The following is a 22,534-nucleotide window of genomic DNA, read 5'->3' as shown; positions in this document are numbered from 1 at the left end:
TATTTTTGGCGATCCGATCGGCTGACGATCAGGATTCCTTGTCGCCTTGCGGTATCCACTTCATCACGCCGCCCGACAGCGGGGTCCAGGATCCGATTGTCACGCCCGCCTCGGCCAATGCGTCTGCCACCCACTGGTTGCAGGTATAGCCGATCCAGTAGCGTCCCCTGGCGTCGAACACCTTCGCCTTCGGATCGAAGCTGGAATAGCTGACCCTTTCAGTCGGGTCGTCGAGAGGGGGCAGCGTGTGCTCCACCTGCGCGACCAGCCGTGCATATTCCTCTTCGCGCAGGATCAGCCAACGGCGGTGCGTGCTTGTGCCGGGGCGATAATAGCCTGCGACCTGCATCACGGCAGGCCCTCCGCGCGTGGCGACCCGCAGCACGGTGGAGGCTTTGAGGTCGTCCCATGTGGCCACGGTCCGGTAAACCTCGCGGTCGCCCCAGCCGACCGAGACGTGCGTCGGCCGCGCGCCATGTGCCGTCGGCCCGGCCAGCGAAGGGAAGGTATCGCGCCAGTCCTTCACCGGCGTGACCACCGGCATGACGATACCGGTATGATACCCATTGTCCTCGACCATCACCGGGATGCCGGTCTCGGCCTCGGTCCATCCCGAATTGCGAGGGATCGACGATCCGATCCATGCGGCGAGGAAATAGCCCGCTACGATCAGCGCGAGCAGCGCGATCAGCCAGCCAATTGCGCGGCCCAGGAGGCCGAACGCTCTCACCCCCGCACGCTGCGCAGGCACAGGATCGACCAGTCGCCGTCGGCAATCTGCCGCTCCATCCGCAGGCCCTGCCGCTGGTACGCACGCGTCACTTTCGCTTCCTGCGTGGTCAGCAGCCCGGCCAGGATCACCCGCGCGCCGGGCATCAGCGTGCGGGCGAAGTCGGGCGCGAGTTCGATCAGCGGCCGGGCGAGGATGTTGGCGATCAGCAGGTCATAGGGCGCGCGAGCCTTCAGCGCGGGATGATCCATCCCCGGCGCGGTGACGTAATGGAGCGCACCTGGCCTCTGCCCTAGCGGAACCGCGTTGCCAGCCGCATTTTCCCCGACGATCTCGGCGCACACCGGGTCGATATCGCTGGCGATGACGTTCGCCGTGGGAAACAGTTTGAGCGCGCCGATGGCGAGCAGGCCGGTGCCCGTCCCGATATCGGCAATCCAGCGTGGACGAACGCCGCGCTGCTTCAGCCAGCCGAGCATCGCAAGGCACCCTGCGGTGGTCTCGTGCTGTCCGGTGCCGAAGGCGCGGCTGGCGGGGATGATCAGGTCGATCGCGCTTTCGTCCGCCGGGAAATCGGGCGTGCGGATATGGAACGGCCCCGCGCGTACCGGCTCGACCGCATGCTGGCTGAGCGTCACCCAGTCTTCCGGCTCGACCTTTTCCAGCGTGAAGTCCGGCGGGTTGCCGTCGAACATGGTCTTGAGCGTGGCGCGCAGTGCCTTGTCGGGCTTGCGCGGATACCATGCCTCGATCCGCCACAGGCCCGCATTCATCGGGTCGTAGCGATCCGCCTCGACCTCGTGCGCGCTCATCACCAGATCGCTGTCCCACGCCTCCTCCACACTCGCCGCGAGCGCCGCCTCGGCAGCGGTGCGGTCGACCAGTGCGGTCAGCTTCCAGCTGATTCCGGCGTCTTCGGCAGTAATGTCAGCCGACATGGGCGGTCGTTTCCTTCGTAAGGCGCGTCGGGGTGGAGACAGGCTCCAGCGTTTCGGGATCGAACAGCGCGCTCCGGCGGCGGTCGCCCGAGACGATGTCCTTGACCATCCTGACGAAGAAACGGCGCATCAGCGTGTTCATCGAAAGGCGGCGGACCGGCCCGGTACACGCCGGATCGTCATCGACAAAGAGGTGTCCGATCGGTTCCCCCAGCATCCGCGTCCGCGCCTCGGCGTCGCAATTGCCGACCAGCGTGGTGACGTAGGGAATTTTGCCGGTCTTGAAGGTGTTGAACATCGGCGTGTTGCAGCATCCCGCGTACCAGCGCAGCGTGGGCTTGTCGGTCAGGTGGAGGCATTGCAGACGGTCGATGCCGCTCTCTATACGCATCCGCGCGCAGCGGCTCTGGTAGAGCGGTGTGCCTGCGTTCTGCTCGTCCATCACCCTGTCGCCCGCATCGAAGCGATTGGCGAACGTCTGGCAATCGGTGCAGTGGCACACGACGAAGTCGCCCTCCCGCCGCGTCGCCTTCCGGATCGTGCCCCGCACGGTGCCACATCGGCAGGCGAAGGACAGATCGTCGTTCATCGACGCTCTTTCGCCAACCGCTCGTCGAGACGCTTTGAGAGGGCTTGCGCGTAATCGGCGCAAGCGGCGCCATCCAGCAACCCGCCGCCCTTCATCCGGTCGAGCATCCCGCTCGACGAAGGATGCGGCGTGACGAGCAGGTCGCAAGGAAGCGTGGCGACGCTGGCGATGCTGCGCCGGAAATCGGCCACGACTGCCGGGTGATCGCTAAAGCGGTAATCGTCTGCCGAGACGGGCGAGAGGCTGTCGACATAGGCGATACGGCGGCACACGGGCGGCTGCCAGGGAAGCGCGCAGGCGCTCCACGTCCAGCTCGTCGCGCCCGGCGTGTGGCCGGGGGTGAAATGCGCGGTGAATTCCTTGCCGCCCAGCTTCAGCACTTCGCCATCGCTGACGACCCGGTCGACCTTCACCGGCGTCATCGCGGGGTGGATCGCGGCCTGCGGATCGTCCGCGCCGACCTTGCCGCTGGCCAGAACCTTCGCCGCTTCGGGCGAGGCGATCACCTGCGCTCCGGTCGCTTCCACGAGGGCAGCATGCGCGCCGACATGATCGAAATGCTCGTGGCTCATCAGCAGGTAGCGTATGTCGCGCGGGTCGATCCCGATCGCGCGGATATTGTCGAGGATCAGAGGGGCGGCAGCCTCGACCCCGCTGTCGATCAGGACGTGGCCATCCTCGCCAATGACGAGGATCGCGGAGATACCGCAGGTGCCGACGTACCATGTGTCGCCGAGCAGCTCGAACGGCGGGGAGGGCTTGTCCCACTCGTCGAAGTCCTCGCATTGGTCGAGGAACTCCGACTGCCGGAAACGTACGGCGAGGTCGGGGGAGGTGACGATGCTCGTCTGCTCTGCCTCGGCAGCGCTAGAGACCGGTTCGGTCGCGGGGGCGCAGCCTGCTGCGAGGAGAGCCAGCGCCGCGAGGGCCGGGAATTTACCGGACATAGCTTGCTCCATTGGCGTCGATCGTCGCGCCGGTCATGCTCGGCGGCGCATCGAGCGCGCACCAGATCGCGATATCGGCGATTTCCTCAGGCTCGGCCACGCGGCCCAGCGGAATATCGGCGAGCAGGCCGGGGCCGCCCCGGCTTTCAAGATAATCGCCGGCCATCGCGGTGTCGGTGAAGCCCGGCGTGACCGCGAAGCTGTAAATCCCCTCGCTCGCGTAGGCGCGCGCAATCGTCTTGTGCAGCGCCAGCATCCCGCCTTTCGCCGCAGCATAGTGCCAGTGTTCGGGCGAATCGCCGCGATGGCCTGCGCGGCTGGCGACGTGGACGACCCGCCCCGATACGCCGCGTTCCTGCCAGTGGCGCACCGCGAACCGGCTGAGCTGCGCGGCGGCGGTCAGGTTGATCCGCAGCGTTTCCTCCCACGCATCGAGCCATTCGATATCCGAGGTATCGAGCGGGATTCCGTCGAACAGGCCGGCATTGTTAATCAGCACGTCGATCTCGCCGTCGGACTGCCGCAACGCCTCTTCCCACAGCATCGAAGGCGCGGAAGGCTCGGTGAAATCGGCGGCAATCTCGCCTTCTTCCAGCCCGCGTGTGGAATGGCCGATCACGCGCACGCAGCGCGCCTCCAGCTGTTCGCGAATGGCCGCCCCGATGCCCCGGCTCGATCCTGTGACGAGAATGCCTGTCATGGGCCCACCTGTTAGGCCGATTGCGGCAGGCTACCAACCCCCACGCTTGCACTGACCCCATTCCCCGTGCTTTGGCACATCCAGCCTTTGGACTCGCTTGAACCTCCCCGTGCTTTCGCTAAGTGGAGGCGCAAGACTTACCGCATCCGGCCAGATTGGACCCGCTAGACACCATGTCGAACAGACCGCTCTCTCCCCATCTCCAGATCTGGAAGTGGGGCCCGCACATGTTTACCTCGATCCTGCACCGCGTCACCGGCGACGGAATGGCGCTGGTCGGTCTGGCCGTACTGCTGTGGTGGCTGGGCGCGATGGCGAGCGGGCCTGAGGCTTACGAGACTTTCGCCGGTGTGATGACCAGCCCGATCGGCTACATCGTCCTGATCGGCCTGACCTGGGCGTTCTTCAGCCATATGATGAGCGGACTGCGCCACTTCGTGCTCGATATCGGCGCAGGCTACGAGCTGACCATCAACAAGCTCTGGGCCACGCTCGCACCGATCCTCGGCGTCGTTCTGACTATCGCCTTCTGGGCGATCATCTTCACCAAGTAAGGCTTTTCCCAATGGGTAACGGAACCTCCATCGGCCGCGTTCGCGGTCTCGGCTCGGCCCACGAGGGCGCGCATCACTGGCTGCTGCAGCGGTTCACCGCGATCGGCAACCTCGTGCTGGTGCTGTTCCTGCTGGTCAGCTTCCTGATGCTGCCGGGCTACGACTATGCCACGGTGACCGACTGGCTCGCCTCGCCGATCGCATCCGCCGCCCTGATCCTGCTGATCGTCAGCACGTTCTGGCACGCGCGGCTGGGGCTGCAGGTGCTGATCGAGGACTATATCCACCAGGGCGGCAGCCGCTTCGCCCTGATCGCCCTTCTCAATCTCGTGGCAGTGGCAGGCGCCGTATTCGGCATCTTCTGCATCGCCAGCATCGCATTTGCAGGAGCCGCCTGATGGCGACCGATACCGACAGTAAGACCACCAATTCCGGCAAGGCGGGCGAAGCCTACCCGATCATCGACCATGAGTTCGACGTGGTCGTCGTGGGTGCGGGCGGATCGGGCCTGCGCGCGACGATGGGCGCGGCAGAGGCTGGCTTCAAGACCGCCAATATCTCCAAGGTTTTCCCCACCCGGTCGCACACCGTGGCGGCGCAGGGCGGGATCGCGGCCAGCCTTGGCAACAATACGCCCGATCACTGGACCTGGCACATGTACGACACCGTGAAGGGGTCGGACTGGCTGGGCGACCAGGACGCGATCGAATATCTCGCACGCGAAGCCCCGCAAGCGGTGTACGAGCTGGAGCACGCAGGCGTGCCCTTCAGCCGCAACAATGACGGCACGATCTACCAGCGTCCGTTCGGCGGCCACATGCAGAACATGGGCGAGGGCCCACCCGTGCAGCGCACCTGCGCCGCAGCCGACCGTACGGGGCACGCGATGCTCCACGCGCTCTACCAGCAGAGCCTGAAGTACGACGCGGACTTCTTCATCGAATATTTCGCGATCGACCTGATCATGGCGGGCGAGGGTGCGGATCGCCGCTGCGTCGGTGTGATAGCGATGTGCCTGGATGACGGCACGATCCATCGCTTCCGCGCGCACGCCGTGGTGCTGGCGACCGGCGGCTATGGCCGCTGCTACTACACCGCGACGTCGGCCCACACCTGCACCGGCGATGGTGGCGGCATGGTACTGCGCGCTGGCCTGCCGCTGCAGGACATGGAATTCGTCCAGTTCCACCCGACCGGCATCTACGGTGCGGGCGTGCTCATTACCGAGGGTGCGCGTGGTGAGGGTGGCTACCTGACCAATTCTGAAGGCGAACGCTTCATGGAGCGTTACGCGCCTTCCGCGAAGGACCTCGCCAGCCGCGACGTCGTCTCGCGCTCGATGGCGCTGGAGATGCGCGAAGGGCGCGGCGTAGGTGCGGACAAGGACCACATCTACCTGCACCTCGATCACATCGATCCCAAGGTGCTGGCAGAGCGCCTGCCGGGCATCACCGAAAGCGGCAAGATCTTCGCCGGTGTCGACCTGACGCGCGAACCGCTGCCGGTGACGCCGACCGTCCACTACAACATGGGCGGCATCCCGACGAACTATCACGGCGAAGTCGTGACGCTGGGGCCGGACGGCAATCCCGATCATGTCGTGCCGGGACTCTACGCCGCGGGCGAAGCGGGCTGCGTCTCGGTTCACGGGGCGAACCGCCTCGGTTCCAACTCGCTGATCGACCTCGTGGTGTTCGGGCGCGCGATCGGCCATCGCCTGGCCGACACGATGAAGCCGGGCGCGAAGCACGATGCGCTGCCCGCCGACAGCGCCGACCTCGCGCTGACCCGGCTCGACCACTTCCGCCACGCCAAGGGCAGCCTGCCGACCGCGCGGATTCGCGAAGACATGCAGAAGACCATGCAGAAGCATGCTGCCGTGTTCCGCGACACCGAAACGCTCGCCGCGGGCAAGAAGCATTTGGCCGAGGTCAACGCGAGTATGCAGGACATTCACGTGTCCGACCGCTCGCTGATCTGGAACAGCGACCTGATCGAGACGCTGGAGCTCGACAACCTGATGGCTCAGGCCAGCGTCACCATGACCAGCGCCGACAACCGCAAGGAAAGCCGCGGCGCGCACGCGCACGAGGACTTCCCCGAGCGCGACGATACCAACTGGATGAAGCACACCGTCACGTGGTTCGACGGCTGGGGCGGCGGTGCCAAGGGCGCGGGCAAGGGCGAGATGAAGATCGATTACCGCCCGGTGCACGAATACACGCTGACCGACGATATCGAGTACATCAAGCCGAAGAAGCGGGTCTATTGATGGGTTGCGGCGGGCCGATTGGTCCGCCGTTCATCTGGACGGGTATAGGTCTCGCCGGATGATTATCCGTGCAATCGGTCTGCCCAGCCTGCTGGCGCTTTCTGCCTGCGCTACGATGGCTGCGACGTCCCCGCCGCCCGCGCTCGGCATTCCATCCTTCTACACCCAGTACCGCGATGCGGACGGTATCCCCGTGGTCTCCTCCAGCGAAGTGCGCGAAGATGCGCTGGTCGCGGCGGAAGCGATGATCGAGGATATGCTCGCCTACCGTCCCGACCTCGCAGACTGGCTGCGCCGGGAAGGCTATCGCGTCGCCATCATCGGAGAGACGGAGGCGCTGCTCGACCTTCCCGAAAACGCGCACTGGAAAAAGCCGGCCCCCGACGATCCGCGCCTGACGCGGTGCGAGAAGAAGCATTATGACGAGCGGATCGGGCGGCTCACCGACCGCGCTTACTGGGATGCCCGCGCGCGCGGGATCGGTGGGCAGCACACGGTGGGTGCGGAAGAGGACGTGCTCGGCCTGCCGACCAGCCGGTATTACGGCGAGACGATCCTCGTGCACGAATTCGCGCACAACATCCTGTTCGCGATTCAAGGCGTGGACCCGGCTCTCTACGCCGAGGTCGAGGCTGCCTATGCGAACGCTCAGGCGAACAGGCTGTGGTTCGAAGAATACAACATGACCACCATGCAGGAATACTGGGCGGAAGGAACGCAGTTCTGGTTCGATTCGAACCGGTTGCAGGTGTTCGATGGACGTCGGATCCTCAGCCATCGGGATCTGGAGAGCTACGATCCGCAGCTCGCCGCCGCGTTGCGTGCCGCCTACGGCGACCGGCACCGGCTGGCGGCGGACCCATTCTGGATGAGCGACGCGCGCGTCCCGCCCGGCCCGATTCCGGAGAATACCGCCGAAGTCTGCTGACCGGCGATCATCTCAAAAAAATGCTGTTCGTCGAACCGCGAGCGTCATTCATCCACCGGTAATGTTTACATCCGTAATCGATGCGGCTACAGACGTAATCGACTACGGAGGGTGGAGATCGATGGCGCAGTCGAAGATCGATAAGAGCGAACGGATCAGCGAAGCGGAACACGCGATCATGGAGGTGATCTGGGATCGCCATCCGGTGAGCGCGACCGAGGTTTGCGAGGAAATCTGCGAGCCGCGCGGCTGGTCGATGCCGACGGTGAAGACGCTGCTTTCCCGCCTTGTGGGCAAGGGCGCGCTGGCGACCGAGCCCGACGGGCGCCGGTTCCTTTACACCCCGCTGATCGAACGCTCGGACTATGTCGACGGCGAATCCCGTCGGCTGGTGGATCGGCTGTTCGGCGGCCGCGCGGCCTCGCTGTTCGCCCATCTCGCCGAAAGCGAGGCGCTGACCGACGAGGATCTCGGCGAGATCGAACGCCTGCTGAAGGAGATGCGCAAATGAGCATCGACCTGCAAAGCTTCGCGCTCGACACGCTCATGTGGACCGGTGGCCTGATCGTGGCCGTGCTGGTGCTGCGCCGTCCGGTATCGCGGCACTTCGGTGCCAAGGCTGCCTACGCGCTCTGGGCGCTGCCTTTTCTGCGGCTGATGTTGCCGCCCATCGTCCTCCCCGCATCGGTCGCGCCCGCCAGTGTCGCTACTGTGCCGGTGCCGATCGGCGGATATGGCGTGGCGGAAACCGGCGGTGCGGGCATGATGCTGCAGCCGATGGTCGCGACGCAGCCGACGATCGATTGGGTGCTTCTCGGCCTGACCATATGGCTCGTGGGAGCGGCGGTCTTCCTGACCAAACGCTACGCCCTCTATTTCGCCATGCGCCGCGAATTGATGCGCGGGAGCGTGCAGGTCGGGGTGCGCGGTCGCGTCCGCCTGATCGAATCGCCTGCAACCGCTTCGCCGGTCGCGTTCGGCGTGTTCGACAAGGTGATCGCGCTGCCCGAGGGTTTTATGGCGCAAACCGAGGAAACCCGCCGCGATCTCGCGCTCGAGCATGAGCTGGCACACCATCGTGCGCGCGACCTGCTGGCCAATGCGATCGTGCAGCCGCTGTTTGCGCTGCACTGGTTCAACCCGCTCGGCTGGGTGGGCTGGCGTGCCATGCGGCGCGACCAGGAGGCAGCCTGCGATGCCCGCGTCGTGGAACGCTGCGATGCCCGTCTGCGGGAAACCTACGCATCCACCATCGCCTCCTTCGCGACCCGCAGCGACCGGCGAGCCAGCCTGGCGCTCGCCGCGCCGATGGCGTGCCCGGTGCTGGGTGACAAATCGATAATTCACCGCCTGAGGAGTTTGACCATGTCCGATGTTTCCCCCCGCCGCCGCATCGCTGCGCGCGTGCTGACGATCGGTGCACTGGCGGCGCTGCCGCTGACGGCTTCGATTTCCTACGCCGAGACCGCAATGGGTAAAGAAGTGCCTGAGGCGCCGGAGCCTCCCGCTGCGCCCGCAGCGCCAACCGCGCCCGAGGCGCCGGTCGCCCCCGAAGCGCCGCTGGCACCTGTCGCCCCGGCGGCTCCAGACCACGTGTTGACGATCAGAGATGAGGCCGGCGGCGAAAGTCGGACCATCGAGGTCGAACGCAAGGTGGTGACCGACGACGCCGGTCGGTCGACCGAGCATACCAGCTACAAGATCAACGGCCGCGAGGCGACGACCGAAGAACGCGCGAAGCTCGAAGTCGAGGTCAGGAAGCTGAGCGCGAAGGCGGAAAAAAGCGAGCGCGCAGCGCGTGAAATGGAGATCAAGGCCGAACGCATGGCTCGCAAGGCCGAAAAGCAGCGCGAAATCTCCGTGCAACGTGAATTGTCGGTCGCCCGCAGCGAAATGCGCCGCGATCTGGCAGATGCCCGGCGCGAGATCAACGCGACGACCGAGCTCGACAAGGACACGCGACTGGCACTGGTCCAGATGGTCGACAGCCTGAGCGACATGCGCTTCGACTGCGACGGGTCGTCGCAGGCGAGGGCTGCCAATGGCGGCGGCATGGGTTCCTGCATTTCCGGCGCGCTGGCCAGTGCCAGGAGCGCGATTGTCCAGGCGCGCGTTTCGATCGAGCGCGATCGCACGCTGTCCGCAAGCGAGCGTGCCGAAGCGCTCCGCGACCTCGACGAGGCGATGCGCGAACTTTCCGCGGTGAACTAACCCTAAGTCAGCCGCACTGATGGCAGCGCACGTTTTCCCCCTGGCGTGCGCTGCCAATTTTCATGTGTCAGCCGGGGAAGGGTGAGCGGGCGAAGCCCAGCGGCGTCAGGCTGCGGCGCGTTCACCCGCGAAAGCCTCTGCCGCCAGCGTGAGGCTGCGCTTGCGCTTTTCATGATCGTAGATGGACCCGGCGATGATCAGCTCGTCCGCCTTGGTCCGGTCGACAAAAGCCTGCATCTGCTCGCGGACTTGCGAGGGCGTGCCGATCGCGGTCGCTTTCAGCACTCCGTCGAGCATCGCGGCGGCCTGCGGCGGCAGGCTTTCGCGATAGCCTTCGACCGGGGGCGGCAGTTTGCCAGGCTGGCCGGTGCGCAGGCGGACGAAGCTTTGCTGCATCGAGCTGGCGAGCAGGTGCGCTTCCGCTTCGGTCTCCGCCGCGAAGACGTTGTAGCCGCAGATCGCGTACGGCTCGCTCAACACGTCGGAAGGTTCGAACCGCTCACAATAGATCGCCAGCGCATCGTCGAGCGCCTGCGGCGCGAAATGGCTGGCAAAGGCGTAGGGCAGGCCCAGCACGGCGGCGACCTGCGCGCCGAACAGGCTCGAACCCAGAATGTAGAGCGGCACTTTCGCGCCCGCACCCGGCGTTGCCTTGATGCCCGTGCGTCCGTCGCCTGCGAGGTAGCTTTGCAGTTCCACCACATCGCGCGGGAAAGCGTCCGGATTGGTATCGAGATTACGGCGCAGCGCGGCGGCGACGCGCTGGTCGCTTCCCGGCGCGCGGCCGAGCCCGAGGTCGATCCGACCAGGGAACAGCGCCTCCAGCGTGCCGAACTGCTCGGCAATCACCAGCGGCGAATGGTTGGGCAGCATGATCCCGCCCGCACCCACGCGGATGGTGCTGGTCGCAGCGGCAACGTGGCCGATCACTACGCTGGTCGCGGCGCTGGCGATGCCTTCCATCCCGTGATGTTCGGCGCACCAGTACCGTTCGAACCCCAGCGATTCTGCATGGCGGGCAATATCCGCCGCGTTGGCGAGCGAGGTGGCCACATCGCCGCCTTCGGTGACGTGAGCGAGATCGAGCAGGGAGAGTTTGGTCATGCCCCTCAAGATGGGGGCGCTGCCGATTTTTCAAACACGGTGCGGTCGCAGATTTTCTTTGCGGGCGGCTAGACGACCTCTGCGATCAGCCCCATCGCCTTCGCCTCGCTCGCGGTGATGAACCATTCGTTCGGGGCCTTTTCGCGCAGTTCCTGCACGCTGACGTTCGATCCTTCGGAGATCGCCCGATAATCCTCGTCCTCCTGCTCGATCTCGCGCTGGATTTCGCGCTGGACGTGTTCGAGCTGGCTGGCGACGCTGCGCAGCGATCCGCCCGCAAGCTCGATCGGCTGCGCGCGCTTGTTCTCGGTCACCAGCACCTTGGTCGCGCGGGTAAGGTAGCGGTGGCTGACGGGAAAGGCGGCCATGAACAGCACGCCCGCGCCGTAGACCGCCGTCTTGCCGAGAAAAATGATCTCGCGCCGTCCGCGATCGCGCAGCAGGCGAATATCGTCGGCCATGCTGCGTGCGATTTCGGGATCGCCCTCCATCGTGGTCAGCGCGATGACGATCGGCCCGCCGGGCTTCTGTTCGGAAAGTTGCTCGGTGAACTCCGCATACATCTTCGCGTCGAGCGTGCCGTAGAGGCGGATGCCGGGGTTCGCGAGCGTCTGCGAGGCGGGCTGGGTTGCCGGATTGTGGGGGTCTCCGGGAATGATCTCGACCTGATGCGGCCGCCGCGCCTGTTCGGGCGGGGCCGATCGCGCCGGCGCCTCGGGATCGTCTCCGGCGGTAGGCAGGGCCGCCGCAGCGACCGGAGCAGCCATTGCTGCCGCTGCCGTCCACCCGGCACCGTCTGCTCCGGTGTCGTCTATCGTTTCGTCGGAGCCTTTGCCGAGCGGGATTGCGCGGGTCTCTCCACGGTCGTCGTCGTCCTCTTCATCGCGGTCGAAGAAGCGGTCCTTGATCGCCATCGCACCTGCGGCGGTCGCCGCAGCTGCTGCGCCGACACCGGCGACCTTGAGCGCGGTCCCCTGCCAGTCGTCCAGGTCGAACCAGTCGTCGTCCCTGTCGTCTTTCCGGGGCGGTTCGCCGCCTTCTTCGACGACAGGCGCAGGTTCGGCCGGTGCGGGAGCGGGCTCGTCTTCGGCGGCAGGTGCGGCAACATCCTGCGCCGGTTCGTCGTCGTGGTCCCAGTTCACCGCGGAGGCTACGGTTGCGGCCTGCGCAGGCTCGGGAGCGAGCGGTGCCTCCGGGGCCTGCCGTGCATCGGCCTGCGGCTCGGCTTCGTGTTCGGGCTGCGTTTCGGGTGCGGGCTGTGATTGCGGTTCGGGCTCCTCGGCGCGAACCGGCTCGGGCACCTCGGGAATCTCGGCGGGATCCGCCGAGGCGGGTTTGTAGTCGTAGTCCTCGCGCTGCAATGGCCCGGCAGAGGCAGGCTCGGGCAGTTTTTCCGACGGATCGTCGGCATTGCGCGCGGGCGCCCGGGCCGGTTCGAGTTCGGCCATGAAGTCGGAACCGGCAGGGCTGCGGTAGACCGCGGGTTGGGGCAAGTCGGTATCGCGCGCGGCCCTGTTGCGTGCGGTCGCCCGCGATGCGGCGGAGGGTGTGCCCTGATCGGCCTGCGCGCGCCTACCCTGATAGACTGCCGGACCGTCGCCCTGGCCATCGGCGTCCCGGTCGCTGCCACGCACTTCGCGGACCAGAGCCATCGCCATGCCGGGCACATCGCCGCGCTTCTGCCCGTCGCGGATGATGTCCTGCAGACGCTGGAACAGCGTGAAAAGGTTGCGGATGAAGTCCATCGCCTGCCTGTTCCAGCCCCCCTAAAACGATGCGCCTAGAACGAGTCGGGCGCGAAATAGCGATCGCATATCGTATCGTTGCCGCTGTTCATGCCCAGCCGCAATGCCTGCATACGCTGTTCACTGGTACCGTGGGTGAAGCTTTCGGGCGAGACCCTACCTCCCATGCGTTCCGAAATGGCATCGTCGCCGATTGCGGCGGCGGCCTGCATGCCTTCCTCGAAATCGCCCGGTTCGATCCGGTCCTTGTTCTTGCCGGCCCAGACTCCGGCGTAGCAATCGGCCTGCAATTCCATGCGCACCTGCAGGCGGTTGGCGTTCTGCGGGTCCCTTTGCTGGGCGCTGGCGACCTGATCGGCAAGGCCGGTCAGGTTCTGGATATGGTGGCCGTATTCATGCGCCACGACATACAGCCGGGCGAAATCGCCGCCTGCGCCCAGATCGCGCTTCATCAGGTCGTAAAAGCTGGTGTCGATATAGATGCCGCCATCGCGCGGGCAGTAGAAAGGCCCGGCGGCAGAGGTCGCACTGCCGCAGCCGCGCGTGTTCACGCCGCCGCTGTAGAGGTGCAGGAAGGGCTGCTGGAATTCGATGTTCGCCCGCTCGAACTCGGGCTGCCAGGTTGCATTGAGCGACTGCAGCGCGTTGCACGCCTCGGTCGCGTACTGGCTGCTGGTGCACAGCTCCTGTTCGCTCATCTGCCCGTCGGCGTTGGAGACCTGGCCGTTGCCAGCCGTCTGGTTGACCGTATCGAACACGGCGACCGTCTGGCCGAAATCCGTGCCGAACAGCAGCGAGACGATCCCTGCGATAATCAGCGTGCCGCAGCCCAGCTGGCCTGCTCCGCCGCCGGGAAAGCGGCTGCCGCCGCCGCGCACATCGATATTGTCGGTGTTGAATGGATTGAGCCGCATTGAACCGGTTCCCCTTGTTGTCTCCCCCGTGCGCCTTGCAGAAAAAGGATTGCAATGCGCACTCGCGCACGGAACCACCCCGCTCGGGCAGCGGTTGGGCCCACACGGCTTGCATAATCTCCGAAAGGGTAGCGATGTTCCTCGAAGGTAAGAAGGCTCTTGTCACCGGTTCGACCTCGGGCATCGGTCTGGCGGTCGCACGGGCGCTGCATGGCGAGGGCGCGCGGATCGTGCTCAACGGTTTCGGCGACGAGGCGGAGATCGGGAAATTGCGCGAGGAGCTCGGCGGGGCGGAATATTCCGGCGCCGACCTGACCGACGTGTCCGCGATCGAGGGGATGATGGCCGACGCAGGCGGGATCGACATCCTCGTCAACAATGCGGGGATGCAGCACGTCGCGCCGGTGGACGAATTTCCGCCCGAGAAATGGGACAAGATCATCGCGCTCAACCTGTCGGCGGCGTTTCACACCATCCGGCTGGCCGTACCGCACATGAAGGAAAAGGGCTGGGGCCGGATCATCAACACCGCCAGTGCGCACTCGCTGGTCGCATCGCCCTACAAATCGGCCTACGTCGCTGCGAAGCACGGAATTGCCGGTCTGACCAAGACGGTCGCGCTGGAAGTCGCGACCACCGGCGTCACCGTGAACTGCATCAGCCCCGGATATGTCTGGACGCCGCTGGTCGAAAACCAGATTCCCGACACGATGAAGGCGCGCGGGATGAGCCGCGAGGAAGTGATCGACGAAGTGCTGCTGGCCAAGCAGCCGACCAAGAAGTTCGTCCAGCCCGAGGATATTGGCGAGATGGCCGTCTTCCTGTGCCGCGATTCGATGGCGAACGTGAATGGCGCGAACTGGAGCGTCGATGGCGGCTGGACCGCCGATTGAGGGGAAGAAGGCAAGTGGGGACTATGATCAGGGGCATTACGGCGGGCGCTGCTGCGCTGCTGTTGAGTGCATGCGCAAGCGTGCAGAGCGTGCCGTCGAGCCCGCCGCCACCTTCGCTCGACGCGGTAGAAACGGCTTTGGCGCGCGACATCACCACTCTTTCCGCCGACGACTTTGGCGGCCGCTTCCCCGGCTCCGAAGGCGAGGGGAAGACGAGGCGCTGGCTGATCGAGCGCTATTCGGAAATCGGCCTGCAACCGGGCATGGGCGAGGGCGACTGGACGCAGGACTTCACCCTCGTCCGCCGCGCCCCCGCGAGCGAGCCTGGCGCGAGTAGCGCGACGATTACGCGTGGAACGCGCAGCATTTCGCTCTCGCCGGGACTGGTCGCCGTCCAGCCAGGTGAGGACGATGGGCACCTCGCCGATGTTCCGATCGTCGGACTCGATCCGGACCTGAAGGAATTGCAGCCGCGATCGCTGGTCAACCGCGCGCTGGCGCTGCCCGCATCGTCGCTCTTCAAGCTGTTCCCGCAATTCGAGGCGGCAGGACCCAAGGTCCTTCTGATCATGACCGTAGACGAGGAGGAATATCGCAAGACTGCACCGCTGATTTCGCGCGGCCGCTGGCGGCTCGACAGCGATTCCTCGGGGCCGGCGATCCTGCTTCTGACCCCGCAGGATAGCGAGCGACTGATGGATGTCGTCGGCCAGAATGCGTTTCGCCATCCCGATGGGCTGGGCGTGATCGCCTACGACACGATCCTGCAGGCCAGCATCGTCCAGCAGGTCGACCGAATCGAGACAGCCAATGTGATCGGCAGGATGCCGGGCAAGGTGCCGGGCGCAGGGGCCGTGATGGTGCTGGCGCACTGGGATCACCTGGGCGATGCATGCGGCCCGACCGATGCGAAGGACCGGCTGTGCAACGGCGCGGTCGACAACGCCAGCGGCCTTGCCGTGATGACCGAAGCCGTAAAGATCGCGCTGCGCGACGGCCCGCTCGACCGCGATGTGATCGTGCTGGCGACCAGTTCCGAAGAGCTTGGCCTGCTCGGCGCGAAAGCCTTCGTCGCCGACCCGCCGGTGCCCTTGCCCACGATTGCGGCGGCATTCAATCTCGACACCATGGCGATCGCGCCGCGTGGTACGCCGGTGGTGGTGCTGGGGGCGGGCAAGACGCAGCTCGACTACGGGATATCGGAGGTTGCGCGAGTGCAGGGCCGCGAGGTCGTACCGTCCGACATGCAGGATGCCTTCCTGCCGCGGCAGGACGGGTGGATATTGCTGCGCGATGGCGTGCCCACGGTCCTCGTCAGCAGTGCGCTGGCAGACACGGGGGCGTTCGAAAGCTTCATGCAGGGCCCGTATCACCACGCCAACGACGATACGGCCGCCGGGCTCGAGCTTGGCGGGGCGGCGCAGGACACGTTACTGCACGCCGATCTGCTCCGATATTTCGGCAACCTGACGACCTATCCGGGAAGCGGCGAGTAACGCGTCCGCGCGCATGTGCAATCTCTACAAGATCCGCAGCTCGCATACCGAGATTGCCGATTTCTTCGATGCGATCGCGCAGGATTTCGGCGCGAACACGGCTGAGGAACTCTACCCCGGCTATCCCGCGCCCGTTGTTGCGGAGGGGAGGGTGCGGCCGATGGTATGGGGCTTTCCGCTCCAGCGGACGGGCGCGAAGGGCCAGCCGCTTAAGCCCAAGCCGGTCAACAATACGCGGACCGACAAGCTCAAGAGCTTTTTCTGGCGCTATTCGTTCGAGGAACGGCGCTGCCTGATCCCGGTCAGCCGCTTCGCCGAAGCCGAGGGGGAAAGGGGCGCGATGACCCGGACATGGTTCGCCGTGCCCGACGCGCCGCTGTTCGCGACTGCGGGTATTTGGCGGCAGACCGAGGAGTGGGGCGAGGCGTTCAGCATGATCATGACCGAGGCCAATCCGCAGGTCGCGCCGATCCACAACCGTATGCCGGTAATACTGCCTCGCGAAAGTTGGGCGCAATGGCTGGAGGGGACGCCGCAGGACGCGTACCGGCTGTGCGCTCCCTTTACCGAACCACTTGCGATCAACCGCACGGACGAGCCCTGGTTCAAGCCGAAAGGTACCTGACCGGGCACAAAATCGCGCTTCGTCTGCCAAAGCGCGTTGCATTTTTCGCTGGTCCCGCCTATCTGCCCTTCATCCCGACATTGCTGGCACCGTGTTGGGCCGGGCCGAAAGGCACCGGCGCCAAACCGCATTGCCATGCAGATCGAAGATGAAACGGAGACCGAATGGCGGATATCGCGCGACTGACACAGATCATTGAACCCGAGGCGCAGGCCCTGGGATTCGATCTCGTGCGCGTGAAGATGATGCCGTCCGAAGCCGGCGACGGCACGCAGGCGCTGCAGATCATGGCGGAAGACCCGGCAACCGGGCAGCTGGTGATCGAACAATGCGCCGCGTTGAGCCGCGCCGTTTCCGCGAAGATCGACGCGCTGGAAGAGCAGGGCGATGTGCTGATCGAGGGGGCGTACCACCTCGAAGTCAGCTCGCCGGGCATCGACCGTCCGCTGACCCGCACGAAGGATTTTTCCGACTGGGCGGGGCACGAGGCGAAGATTTCGATGGCGAAGGGCTATGATGGCCAGCGCAATTATCGCGGGAGCCTGAAGGGAATAGAGGGTGACATCGTCACCATCGCCGACCGCAAGGCGGGGGATGTCGAACTTCCCCGCGACCAGATTCATGCAGCCCAGCTCGTCCTCACCGACGAACTGATCGCTGCGACCAGACCGCTCGACACCACGGGGGCGGACGAGATTTCAGAAGACGAAGAGAATTAGAGTTTTCCGTTCGCCCTGAGCCTGTCGAAGGGCTGCACTTTCCTCGAGTGCGACCTTCGCGAAAAAGAAAGACAGTGCTTCGACAAGCTCAGCACGAACGGGTATTGGATTGAGGCAAATCCCGCTTCGCGGGATGAATGATGAGAAGGTAAGACCAATGGCCACTGCCATTTCCGCCAACCGTGCGGAGCTCCTCGCGATCGCGAAATCGGTCGCTTCGGAAAAGATGATCGACGAATCGATCGTCATCGAAGCGATGGAAGAGGCGATCCAGAAATCCGCCCGCAACCGTTACGGTGCTGAGAACGACATTCGCGCCAAGCTCGACCCGCAGAGCGGCGACCTGCGCCTGTGGCGCGTCGTCGAAGTGGTCGAAGAGGTCGAGGATTACTTCAAGCAGGTGAACCTGGAGCAGGCGCAGAAGCTGCAGGACGGCGCATCGCTGGGCGACTTCATCGTCGATCCGCTGCCGCCGGTGGACTTGGGCCGCATCGACGCGCAGTCCGCCAAGCAGGTGATCTTCCAGAAGGTCCGCGATGCCGAGCGTGAGCGTCAGTACGAGGAATTCAAGGATCGCAGCGGCGAAATCATCACCGGCGTGATCAAGTCGGTCGAATTCGGCCACGTGATCGTCAACCTCGGCCGCGCCGAGGGCGTGATCCGCCGCGACCAGCAGATCCCGCGCGAGGCCGCCCGCGTCGGCGAGCGCGTGCGTGCGCTGATCACCAAGGTCGAACGCAACAATCGCGGTCCGCAGATCTTCCTCTCCCGCGCGCACCCCGACTTCATGAAGAAGCTGTTCGCGCAGGAAGTGCCCGAAATCTACGACGGCATCATCGAGATCAAGGCCGCCGCCCGCGATCCGGGCAGCCGCGCCAAGATCGGCGTGATCAGCCACGACAGCAGCATCGACCCCGTCGGCGCCTGCGTCGGCATGAAGGGCAGCCGCGTGCAGGCCGTCGTGCAGGAACTGCAGGGCGAGAAGATCGACATCATTCCGTGGAGCGAGGAAGAGGCGACCTTCATCGTCAACGCGCTCCAGCCCGCCACCGTCAGCCGCGTGGTGCTGGATGAAGACGAGAGCCGCATCGAAGTCGTAGTGCCGGACGACCAGCTTTCGCTGGCGATCGGTCGCCGTGGCCAGAACGTGCGTCTCGCCAGCCAGCTGACCGGCAACCAGATCGACATCATGACCGAGGAAGAAGCCTCGGAAAAGCAGAGCAAGGAATTCGCTGCTCGCTCCAAGATGTTCGAGGAAGAGCTCGACGTCGACGAAACGCTCTCGCAGCTGCTCGTCGCCGAGGGCTTCGCGGAACTGGAAGAAGTCGCCTACGTCCAGCTGGACGAGCTGGCGATGATCGAAGGTTTCGACGAGGAACTGGCCGAGGAACTCCAGAGCCGCGCGACCGAAGCTCTCGAACGGCAGGAAGCCGCGCACCGCGAGGCGCGCCGCGAACTGGGCGTCGAGGATGCGCTGGCCGAGCTGCCGCACCTGTCCGAAGCGATGCTGGTCACGCTGGGCAAGGCCGGGCTCAAGACGCTCGACGATGTGGCCGATCTCGCCACCGACGAACTGATCGCCAAGAAGCGCGAAGCGCCGCGCCGCCGCAACAACAATCCCGATGGTCCGCCGATGCGGCGCGACCGTCCGCAGCGCGAGCAGGACAAGGGCGGCGTGCTGGGCGAATACGGTCTGACCGAAGAGCAGGGCAACGAGATCATCATGGCTGCGCGCGCCCACTGGTTCGAGGACGAGGAACCGGCAGCGGCCAAGGCCGAGCCGGCAACCGAACAGGAGGCCGCCGATGCGGACTCCGAACAATGAGTCTCTGACGCCGACAACTGAGCGCACGCGCCCCGGCGGGAAATCGCCGGAGCGCAAGTGCATCCTGACCGGACGCCACGGCGAGCGGGGCGAGCTGATTCGGCTCGCGATCTCGCCCGATGGTGACGTGCTGCCCGATCCGCGCGCGCGTGCGCCGGGTCGCGGCGCATGGCTGGGCGTCTCCCGCGCCGAGCTTGAAGCCGCGATGGAGAAGGGCAAGCTCAAAGGAGCGCTGGCCCGTGCGTTCAAATCCGCGCCTCCGCGCGTACCCGACGATCTGCCCGCGCAGATCGATGCGGGGCTGCTGCGCACGCTGACCGACCGGTTGGGGCTCGAAATGCGGAGCGGACACCTTATCTTGGGGTCTGAACGCATTGCGGAACATGCGCGCGGGGGAGTGCTGGCCGCACTCTATCACGCAGCCGATGCGAGCGATGGCGGCGCTGCCAAGCTCGACCAGGCGTGGCGCGTGGGGAACGATCGCGAAGGTTCGGGCGAGGGCGGTACGCGCTTGCCACTGGACCGTGCGGCGCTGTCTGTGGCATTGGGCCGCGACAATGTCGTCCATCTGGCGCTGGCCGATCATGCGGCGGCCGAGCGGGTCGACCAGGCCCTGACGCGCCTGCTGCATTACCGGAATGCGTCTGCGGACGTGAGCGAAGCGGGGGCCGCCTAGGCGGTGACCCTCGATTTCGCGACGATGTGACTGAAGGAAGAAACGAGTTTTATGAGCGACGACGAAAACAAAACCCGGACCCGTAAACCGCTTGGCCTCAAGCGGAGCGTGGAATCGGGCGAGGTCAAGCAGACCTTCAGCCACGGCCGCACCAACAAGGTGGCGGTCGAGGTGAAGCGTCGTCGCAAGATCCTGAAGCCCGGCGAAACCGCGCCGCCCGCCGAAGAAGCGAAAGCTCCCGAGCCCGCTCCCGCACCGGCGCCTGCGCCCGCACCCGCGCCCAAGCCCGCGGCGAAGAAACCTGCGCCGAAAAAACCCGCACCTGCCGACGAAACGCCGCAGGAACGTGTCGCTCGGCTCCAGCGCGAAGCCGAGGAAGAGCGCCTGCGGCTGGCGGAAGAAGCGCGCAAGCGCGACGATGAAAAGGCCAAGCAGGCCGCCGAGGACGAGAAGAAGCGCGCCGAGGAAAACGCCAAGGCAAAGGAAGAAGCTGCCAAGCGGGCCGAGGAAGACGCGAAGGCCGCCGCCGCAGCTCCGCCTGCCGAGCCCGAGGAAGCCAAGGCTCCGGCCGAAGAGGAAGGCAGCAAGACGACTGCGCGCCCCGCTGCACGCAAGTTCACGCCCGTTGCACGTCCCGAACCCAAGAAGCCCGAGAAGAAGCCAAAGAAGGAAGAGAAGCCCGCTCGCGGTGCCGAACGTCCCGACAAGCGCCGTTCGGGCAAGCTCACCGTCACCAAGGCGCTGAACGAGGACGAGGGCCGCCGCGCCCGCAGCCTCGCCGCGCTCAAGCGTGCGCGTGAGAAGGAACGCCGGATGCAGGGCGGCGGCTCGTCCAAGCCGCGCGAGAAGCAGGTCCGCGACGTGGTCGTGCCCGAAGCGATCACCGTGCAGGAACTCGCCAACCGCATGGCCGAAAAGGGCGCGGACCTGGTGAAGGAACTGTTCAGCCTGGGCATGGCGGTCACCGTCAACCAGACGATCGATCAGGATACCGCAGAGTTGCTGGTCGAACAGTTCGGCCACAACATCCAGAAGGTTTCGGAGGCCGATGTCGACATCAAGGCCGAAGAGGATGTCGATCCCGAAGAAACGCTTAAAGCCCGCCCGCCGGTGGTCACGATCATGGGCCACGTCGATCACGGCAAGACCAGCCTGCTCGATGCGCTGCGCGGCACCAATGTGACGCGCGGTGAGGCGGGTGGTATCACCCAGCATATCGGCAGCTATCAGGTGAAGACGAAGAACGGCGACAAGATCACCTTCCTCGACACGCCGGGCCACGCCGCCTTTACGGAGATGCGCGCCCGCGGTGCCAACGTCACCGATATCGTTGTGCTGGTGGTCGCTGCCGACGATGGCATTATGCCTCAGACGATCGAAGCGATCAGCCACGCGAAGGCCGCTGGCACGCCGATCATCGTCGCCATCAACAAGATGGATAAGGAAGAGGCCAACCCCCAGAAGGTGCGCGAGCGCCTGCTGGAACAGGAGGTTATCGTCGAGGCGATGTCGGGCGACGTGCAGGACGTGGAAATTTCCGCGCTCAAGGGCACCGGGCTCGACGAACTGCTCGACAAGATCGCGCTTCAGGCCGAGCTGATGGAACTGAAGGCCAACCCCGATCGCGCGGCGGAAGCCACCGTGATCGAGGCGCAGCTCGACAAGGGCCGTGGCCCGGTCGCCTCGGTGCTGGTGACGCGCGGCACGCTGAAGAAGGGCGACGCCCTTGTGGCCGGCACGATGAGCGGCCGCGTTCGCGCGATCGTCGACGATCAGGGCAAGCAGATCAAGGAAGCCGGGCCTTCGATGCCGGTCGAGGTCCTCGGCCTCGGCGGGGTGCCGAATGCGGGCGACCAGCTGACCGTGGTCGAGAACGAGCAGCGCGCGCGCGAAGTCGCCGAATACCGCCGGGACAAGGCGAACGAGCAGCGCACCGCGCTGGCGCCGACCAATTTCGATGCGATGTTCGCCGGGCTCGCCAACAAGGCGATCGAATTCCCGGTGCTGGTGCGTGCCGACGTTCAGGGCTCGGTCGAGGCGATCAAGACCGCGCTCACCAACCTGTCGAACGACGACATCAAGGTCCGCATCCTGCACTCGGGCGTGGGCGCGATTACCGAGAACGACGTGACGCTGGCCGCAGCGGGCAAGGCACCGATCATCGGCTTCAACGTCCGCCCCAACGCCAAGGCACGCCAGCAGATCGAACGCGAAGGCGTGCGGATGATGTATTACGACGTCATCTACCACCTGACCGAAGAGATCGCGAAGGAGATGGCGGGCGAGCTGGGTCCGGAGCGGATCGAACACGTCGTCGGCCGTGCGGCGGTCAAGGAAGTCTTCAAGTCCGGCAAGAAGGACAAGGCGGCCGGCCTGCTGGTGGAGGAAGGCGCGATCCGCAAGGGTCTCCACGCCCGCCTCACCCGCGACGACGTCATCGTTTCGTCGACCACCATCGCCTCGCTGCGGCGCTTCAAGGACGACGTGGACGAAGTGCGCGCCGGCCTCGAATGCGGCGTGGTGCTGGAAGACACGAACGACATCAAGCCGGGCGACCAGCTTGAAGTGTTCGAAGTCGAGGAGCGTGAACGGACGCTGTGACCTGAACTCCCCTCCCGCTTGCGGGAGGGGTCGGGGGTGGGGCGATGCACGCACAATGGCCCACCCC

The 22,534-nt window shown here is 65.5% G+C and carries 21 protein-coding genes; 13 read left to right on the top strand and 8 right to left on the bottom strand.

What is annotated here, in order from left to right; translation table 11 throughout:
- Positions 1-28: 28 nt before the first annotated feature.
- Genes AAG591_RS11645 through AAG591_RS11625 form a run of 5 tightly spaced genes read right to left on the bottom strand, consistent with a single transcriptional unit; the run spans position 29 to position 3,904 of the window.
- On the bottom strand, positions 29-751 hold the full coding sequence (locus AAG591_RS11645) for a DUF2459 domain-containing protein (RefSeq protein ID WP_342531484.1): 723 nt from the start codon (positions 749-751) through the stop codon (positions 29-31).
- Positions 727-1,668, bottom strand: coding sequence for a 50S ribosomal protein L11 methyltransferase (locus AAG591_RS11640; protein ID WP_342531483.1), 942 nt, complete (start codon positions 1,666-1,668; stop codon positions 727-729). The genes AAG591_RS11645 and AAG591_RS11640 overlap by 25 nt, the downstream gene beginning before the upstream one ends.
- Positions 1,658-2,257 carry a DUF6151 family protein gene (locus AAG591_RS11635; protein ID WP_342531482.1) on the bottom strand — a complete coding sequence of 200 codons (600 nt, stop codon included), beginning with the start codon at positions 2,255-2,257 and terminating at the stop codon, positions 1,658-1,660. The genes AAG591_RS11640 and AAG591_RS11635 overlap by 11 nt, the downstream gene beginning before the upstream one ends.
- Positions 2,254-3,204, bottom strand: a complete 951-nt coding sequence (gene bla, locus AAG591_RS11630) for a subclass B3 metallo-beta-lactamase (protein WP_342531481.1) — start codon at positions 3,202-3,204, stop codon at positions 2,254-2,256. The genes AAG591_RS11635 and bla overlap by 4 nt, the downstream gene beginning before the upstream one ends.
- Entirely contained in the window at positions 3,194-3,904 is a 711-nt protein-coding gene (locus AAG591_RS11625; RefSeq protein ID WP_342531480.1) for an SDR family NAD(P)-dependent oxidoreductase, read from the bottom strand. The genes bla and AAG591_RS11625 overlap by 11 nt, the downstream gene beginning before the upstream one ends.
- A gap of 173 nt (positions 3,905-4,077) precedes the next feature.
- Here AAG591_RS11625 and sdhC point away from each other — a divergent pair, with 173 nt between their 5' ends.
- The 6 genes from sdhC to AAG591_RS11595 all read left to right on the top strand — a co-directional run bounded on the left by sdhC (position 4,078) and on the right by AAG591_RS11595 (position 9,869).
- Positions 4,078-4,458, top strand: coding sequence for a succinate dehydrogenase, cytochrome b556 subunit (sdhC, locus tag AAG591_RS11620; protein ID WP_342531479.1), 381 nt, complete (start codon positions 4,078-4,080; stop codon positions 4,456-4,458).
- Between the two features lie 11 nt (positions 4,459-4,469).
- Positions 4,470-4,856: a succinate dehydrogenase, hydrophobic membrane anchor protein gene (sdhD, locus tag AAG591_RS11615; protein ID WP_342531478.1), complete on the top strand. Its 387-nt coding sequence runs from the start codon at positions 4,470-4,472 to the stop codon at positions 4,854-4,856.
- Complete coding sequence (sdhA, locus tag AAG591_RS11610; RefSeq protein WP_342531477.1) at positions 4,856-6,730, top strand: succinate dehydrogenase flavoprotein subunit; 1,875 nt, start codon at positions 4,856-4,858, stop codon at positions 6,728-6,730. The genes sdhD and sdhA overlap by 1 nt, the downstream gene beginning before the upstream one ends.
- Positions 6,731-6,788: 58 nt before the next feature.
- The gene (locus tag AAG591_RS11605; protein WP_342531476.1) at positions 6,789-7,658 is read left to right on the top strand and encodes a glycoside hydrolase; all 870 of its coding nucleotides are present in this window, start codon (positions 6,789-6,791) and stop codon (positions 7,656-7,658) included.
- 121 nt (positions 7,659-7,779) lie between these two features.
- Entirely contained in the window at positions 7,780-8,169 is a 390-nt protein-coding gene (locus AAG591_RS11600) for a BlaI/MecI/CopY family transcriptional regulator (protein WP_342531662.1), read from the top strand.
- Positions 8,166-9,869 (top strand): M56 family metallopeptidase, encoded by a 1,704-nt coding sequence (locus AAG591_RS11595; protein ID WP_342531475.1) that lies wholly within the window; start codon positions 8,166-8,168, stop codon positions 9,867-9,869. The genes AAG591_RS11600 and AAG591_RS11595 overlap by 4 nt, the downstream gene beginning before the upstream one ends.
- A 105-nt stretch (positions 9,870-9,974) precedes the next feature.
- Here AAG591_RS11595 and AAG591_RS11590 read toward each other — a convergent pair whose 3' ends face one another.
- From AAG591_RS11590 to ypfJ, 3 genes are all read right to left on the bottom strand, one after another.
- A complete protein-coding gene (locus AAG591_RS11590; RefSeq protein ID WP_342531474.1) occupies positions 9,975-10,973 on the bottom strand; it encodes an LLM class flavin-dependent oxidoreductase in 999 nt (332 codons plus the stop codon).
- 68 nt (positions 10,974-11,041) lie between these two features.
- On the bottom strand, positions 11,042-12,718 hold the full coding sequence (locus tag AAG591_RS11585) for an ATP-dependent Clp protease proteolytic subunit (RefSeq protein WP_342531473.1): 1,677 nt from the start codon (positions 12,716-12,718) through the stop codon (positions 11,042-11,044).
- A 35-nt stretch (positions 12,719-12,753) separates the two neighbouring features.
- Positions 12,754-13,632 (bottom strand): KPN_02809 family neutral zinc metallopeptidase, encoded by an 879-nt coding sequence (gene ypfJ, locus AAG591_RS11580; RefSeq protein ID WP_342531471.1) that lies wholly within the window; start codon positions 13,630-13,632, stop codon positions 12,754-12,756.
- 134 nt (positions 13,633-13,766) lie between these two features.
- Between ypfJ and AAG591_RS11575 the strand changes: the two genes are divergently transcribed.
- The 7 genes from AAG591_RS11575 to infB all read left to right on the top strand — a co-directional run bounded on the left by AAG591_RS11575 (position 13,767) and on the right by infB (position 22,467).
- The gene (locus AAG591_RS11575; protein WP_342531470.1) at positions 13,767-14,525 is read left to right on the top strand and encodes a 3-hydroxybutyrate dehydrogenase; all 759 of its coding nucleotides are present in this window, start codon (positions 13,767-13,769) and stop codon (positions 14,523-14,525) included.
- A 23-nt stretch (positions 14,526-14,548) separates the two neighbouring features.
- On the top strand, positions 14,549-16,021 hold the full coding sequence (locus AAG591_RS11570) for a M28 family peptidase (protein ID WP_342531469.1): 1,473 nt from the start codon (positions 14,549-14,551) through the stop codon (positions 16,019-16,021).
- 13 nt (positions 16,022-16,034) lie between these two features.
- Complete coding sequence (locus AAG591_RS11565) at positions 16,035-16,646, top strand: SOS response-associated peptidase (protein WP_342531468.1); 612 nt, start codon at positions 16,035-16,037, stop codon at positions 16,644-16,646.
- 164 nt (positions 16,647-16,810) lie between these two features.
- Entirely contained in the window at positions 16,811-17,365 is a 555-nt protein-coding gene (rimP, locus tag AAG591_RS11560; RefSeq protein WP_342531467.1) for a ribosome maturation protein RimP, read from the top strand.
- A gap of 157 nt (positions 17,366-17,522) precedes the next feature.
- Positions 17,523-19,190: a transcription termination factor NusA gene (gene nusA / locus AAG591_RS11555; protein WP_342531466.1), complete on the top strand. Its 1,668-nt coding sequence runs from the start codon at positions 17,523-17,525 to the stop codon at positions 19,188-19,190.
- Entirely contained in the window at positions 19,171-19,866 is a 696-nt protein-coding gene (locus AAG591_RS11550; RefSeq protein WP_342531464.1) for a DUF448 domain-containing protein, read from the top strand. The genes nusA and AAG591_RS11550 overlap by 20 nt, the downstream gene beginning before the upstream one ends.
- 51 nt (positions 19,867-19,917) lie before the next feature.
- The gene (infB, locus tag AAG591_RS11545) at positions 19,918-22,467 is read left to right on the top strand and encodes a translation initiation factor IF-2 (RefSeq protein WP_342531463.1); all 2,550 of its coding nucleotides are present in this window, start codon (positions 19,918-19,920) and stop codon (positions 22,465-22,467) included.
- Positions 22,468-22,534 lie beyond the last annotated feature (67 nt).

The sequence above is a fragment of the Citromicrobium bathyomarinum genome (genome assembly GCF_038594485.1).
Lineage (GTDB): Bacteria > Pseudomonadota > Alphaproteobacteria > Sphingomonadales > Sphingomonadaceae > Alteriqipengyuania > Alteriqipengyuania bathyomarina_A.
Note: the sequence above shows the minus strand (reverse complement) of the source record. Positions and strands in the feature narration are given on the sequence as shown.

Coding starts and splice junctions, on each gene's coding strand:
- AAG591_RS11640 (WP_342531483.1), bottom strand. CDS start 1,668: ATGTCGGCTGACATTACTGCCGAAGACGCCGGAATCAGCTGGAAGCTG.
- AAG591_RS11635 (WP_342531482.1), bottom strand. CDS start 2,257: ATGAACGACGATCTGTCCTTCGCCTGCCGATGTGGCACCGTGCGGGGC.
- bla (WP_342531481.1), bottom strand. CDS start 3,204: ATGTCCGGTAAATTCCCGGCCCTCGCGGCGCTGGCTCTCCTCGCAGCA.
- AAG591_RS11625 (WP_342531480.1), bottom strand. CDS start 3,904: ATGACAGGCATTCTCGTCACAGGATCGAGCCGGGGCATCGGGGCGGCC.
- sdhC (WP_342531479.1), top strand. CDS start 4,078: ATGTCGAACAGACCGCTCTCTCCCCATCTCCAGATCTGGAAGTGGGGC.
- sdhD (WP_342531478.1), top strand. CDS start 4,470: ATGGGTAACGGAACCTCCATCGGCCGCGTTCGCGGTCTCGGCTCGGCC.
- sdhA (WP_342531477.1), top strand. CDS start 4,856: ATGGCGACCGATACCGACAGTAAGACCACCAATTCCGGCAAGGCGGGC.
- AAG591_RS11605 (WP_342531476.1), top strand. CDS start 6,789: ATGATTATCCGTGCAATCGGTCTGCCCAGCCTGCTGGCGCTTTCTGCC.
- AAG591_RS11600 (WP_342531662.1), top strand. CDS start 7,780: ATGGCGCAGTCGAAGATCGATAAGAGCGAACGGATCAGCGAAGCGGAA.
- AAG591_RS11595 (WP_342531475.1), top strand. CDS start 8,166: ATGAGCATCGACCTGCAAAGCTTCGCGCTCGACACGCTCATGTGGACC.
- AAG591_RS11590 (WP_342531474.1), bottom strand. CDS start 10,973: ATGACCAAACTCTCCCTGCTCGATCTCGCTCACGTCACCGAAGGCGGC.
- AAG591_RS11585 (WP_342531473.1), bottom strand. CDS start 12,718: ATGGACTTCATCCGCAACCTTTTCACGCTGTTCCAGCGTCTGCAGGAC.
- ypfJ (WP_342531471.1), bottom strand. CDS start 13,632: ATGCGGCTCAATCCATTCAACACCGACAATATCGATGTGCGCGGCGGC.
- AAG591_RS11575 (WP_342531470.1), top strand. CDS start 13,767: ATGTTCCTCGAAGGTAAGAAGGCTCTTGTCACCGGTTCGACCTCGGGC.
- AAG591_RS11570 (WP_342531469.1), top strand. CDS start 14,549: ATGATCAGGGGCATTACGGCGGGCGCTGCTGCGCTGCTGTTGAGTGCA.
- AAG591_RS11565 (WP_342531468.1), top strand. CDS start 16,035: ATGTGCAATCTCTACAAGATCCGCAGCTCGCATACCGAGATTGCCGAT.
- rimP (WP_342531467.1), top strand. CDS start 16,811: ATGGCGGATATCGCGCGACTGACACAGATCATTGAACCCGAGGCGCAG.
- nusA (WP_342531466.1), top strand. CDS start 17,523: ATGGCCACTGCCATTTCCGCCAACCGTGCGGAGCTCCTCGCGATCGCG.
- AAG591_RS11550 (WP_342531464.1), top strand. CDS start 19,171: ATGCGGACTCCGAACAATGAGTCTCTGACGCCGACAACTGAGCGCACG.
- infB (WP_342531463.1), top strand. CDS start 19,918: ATGAGCGACGACGAAAACAAAACCCGGACCCGTAAACCGCTTGGCCTC.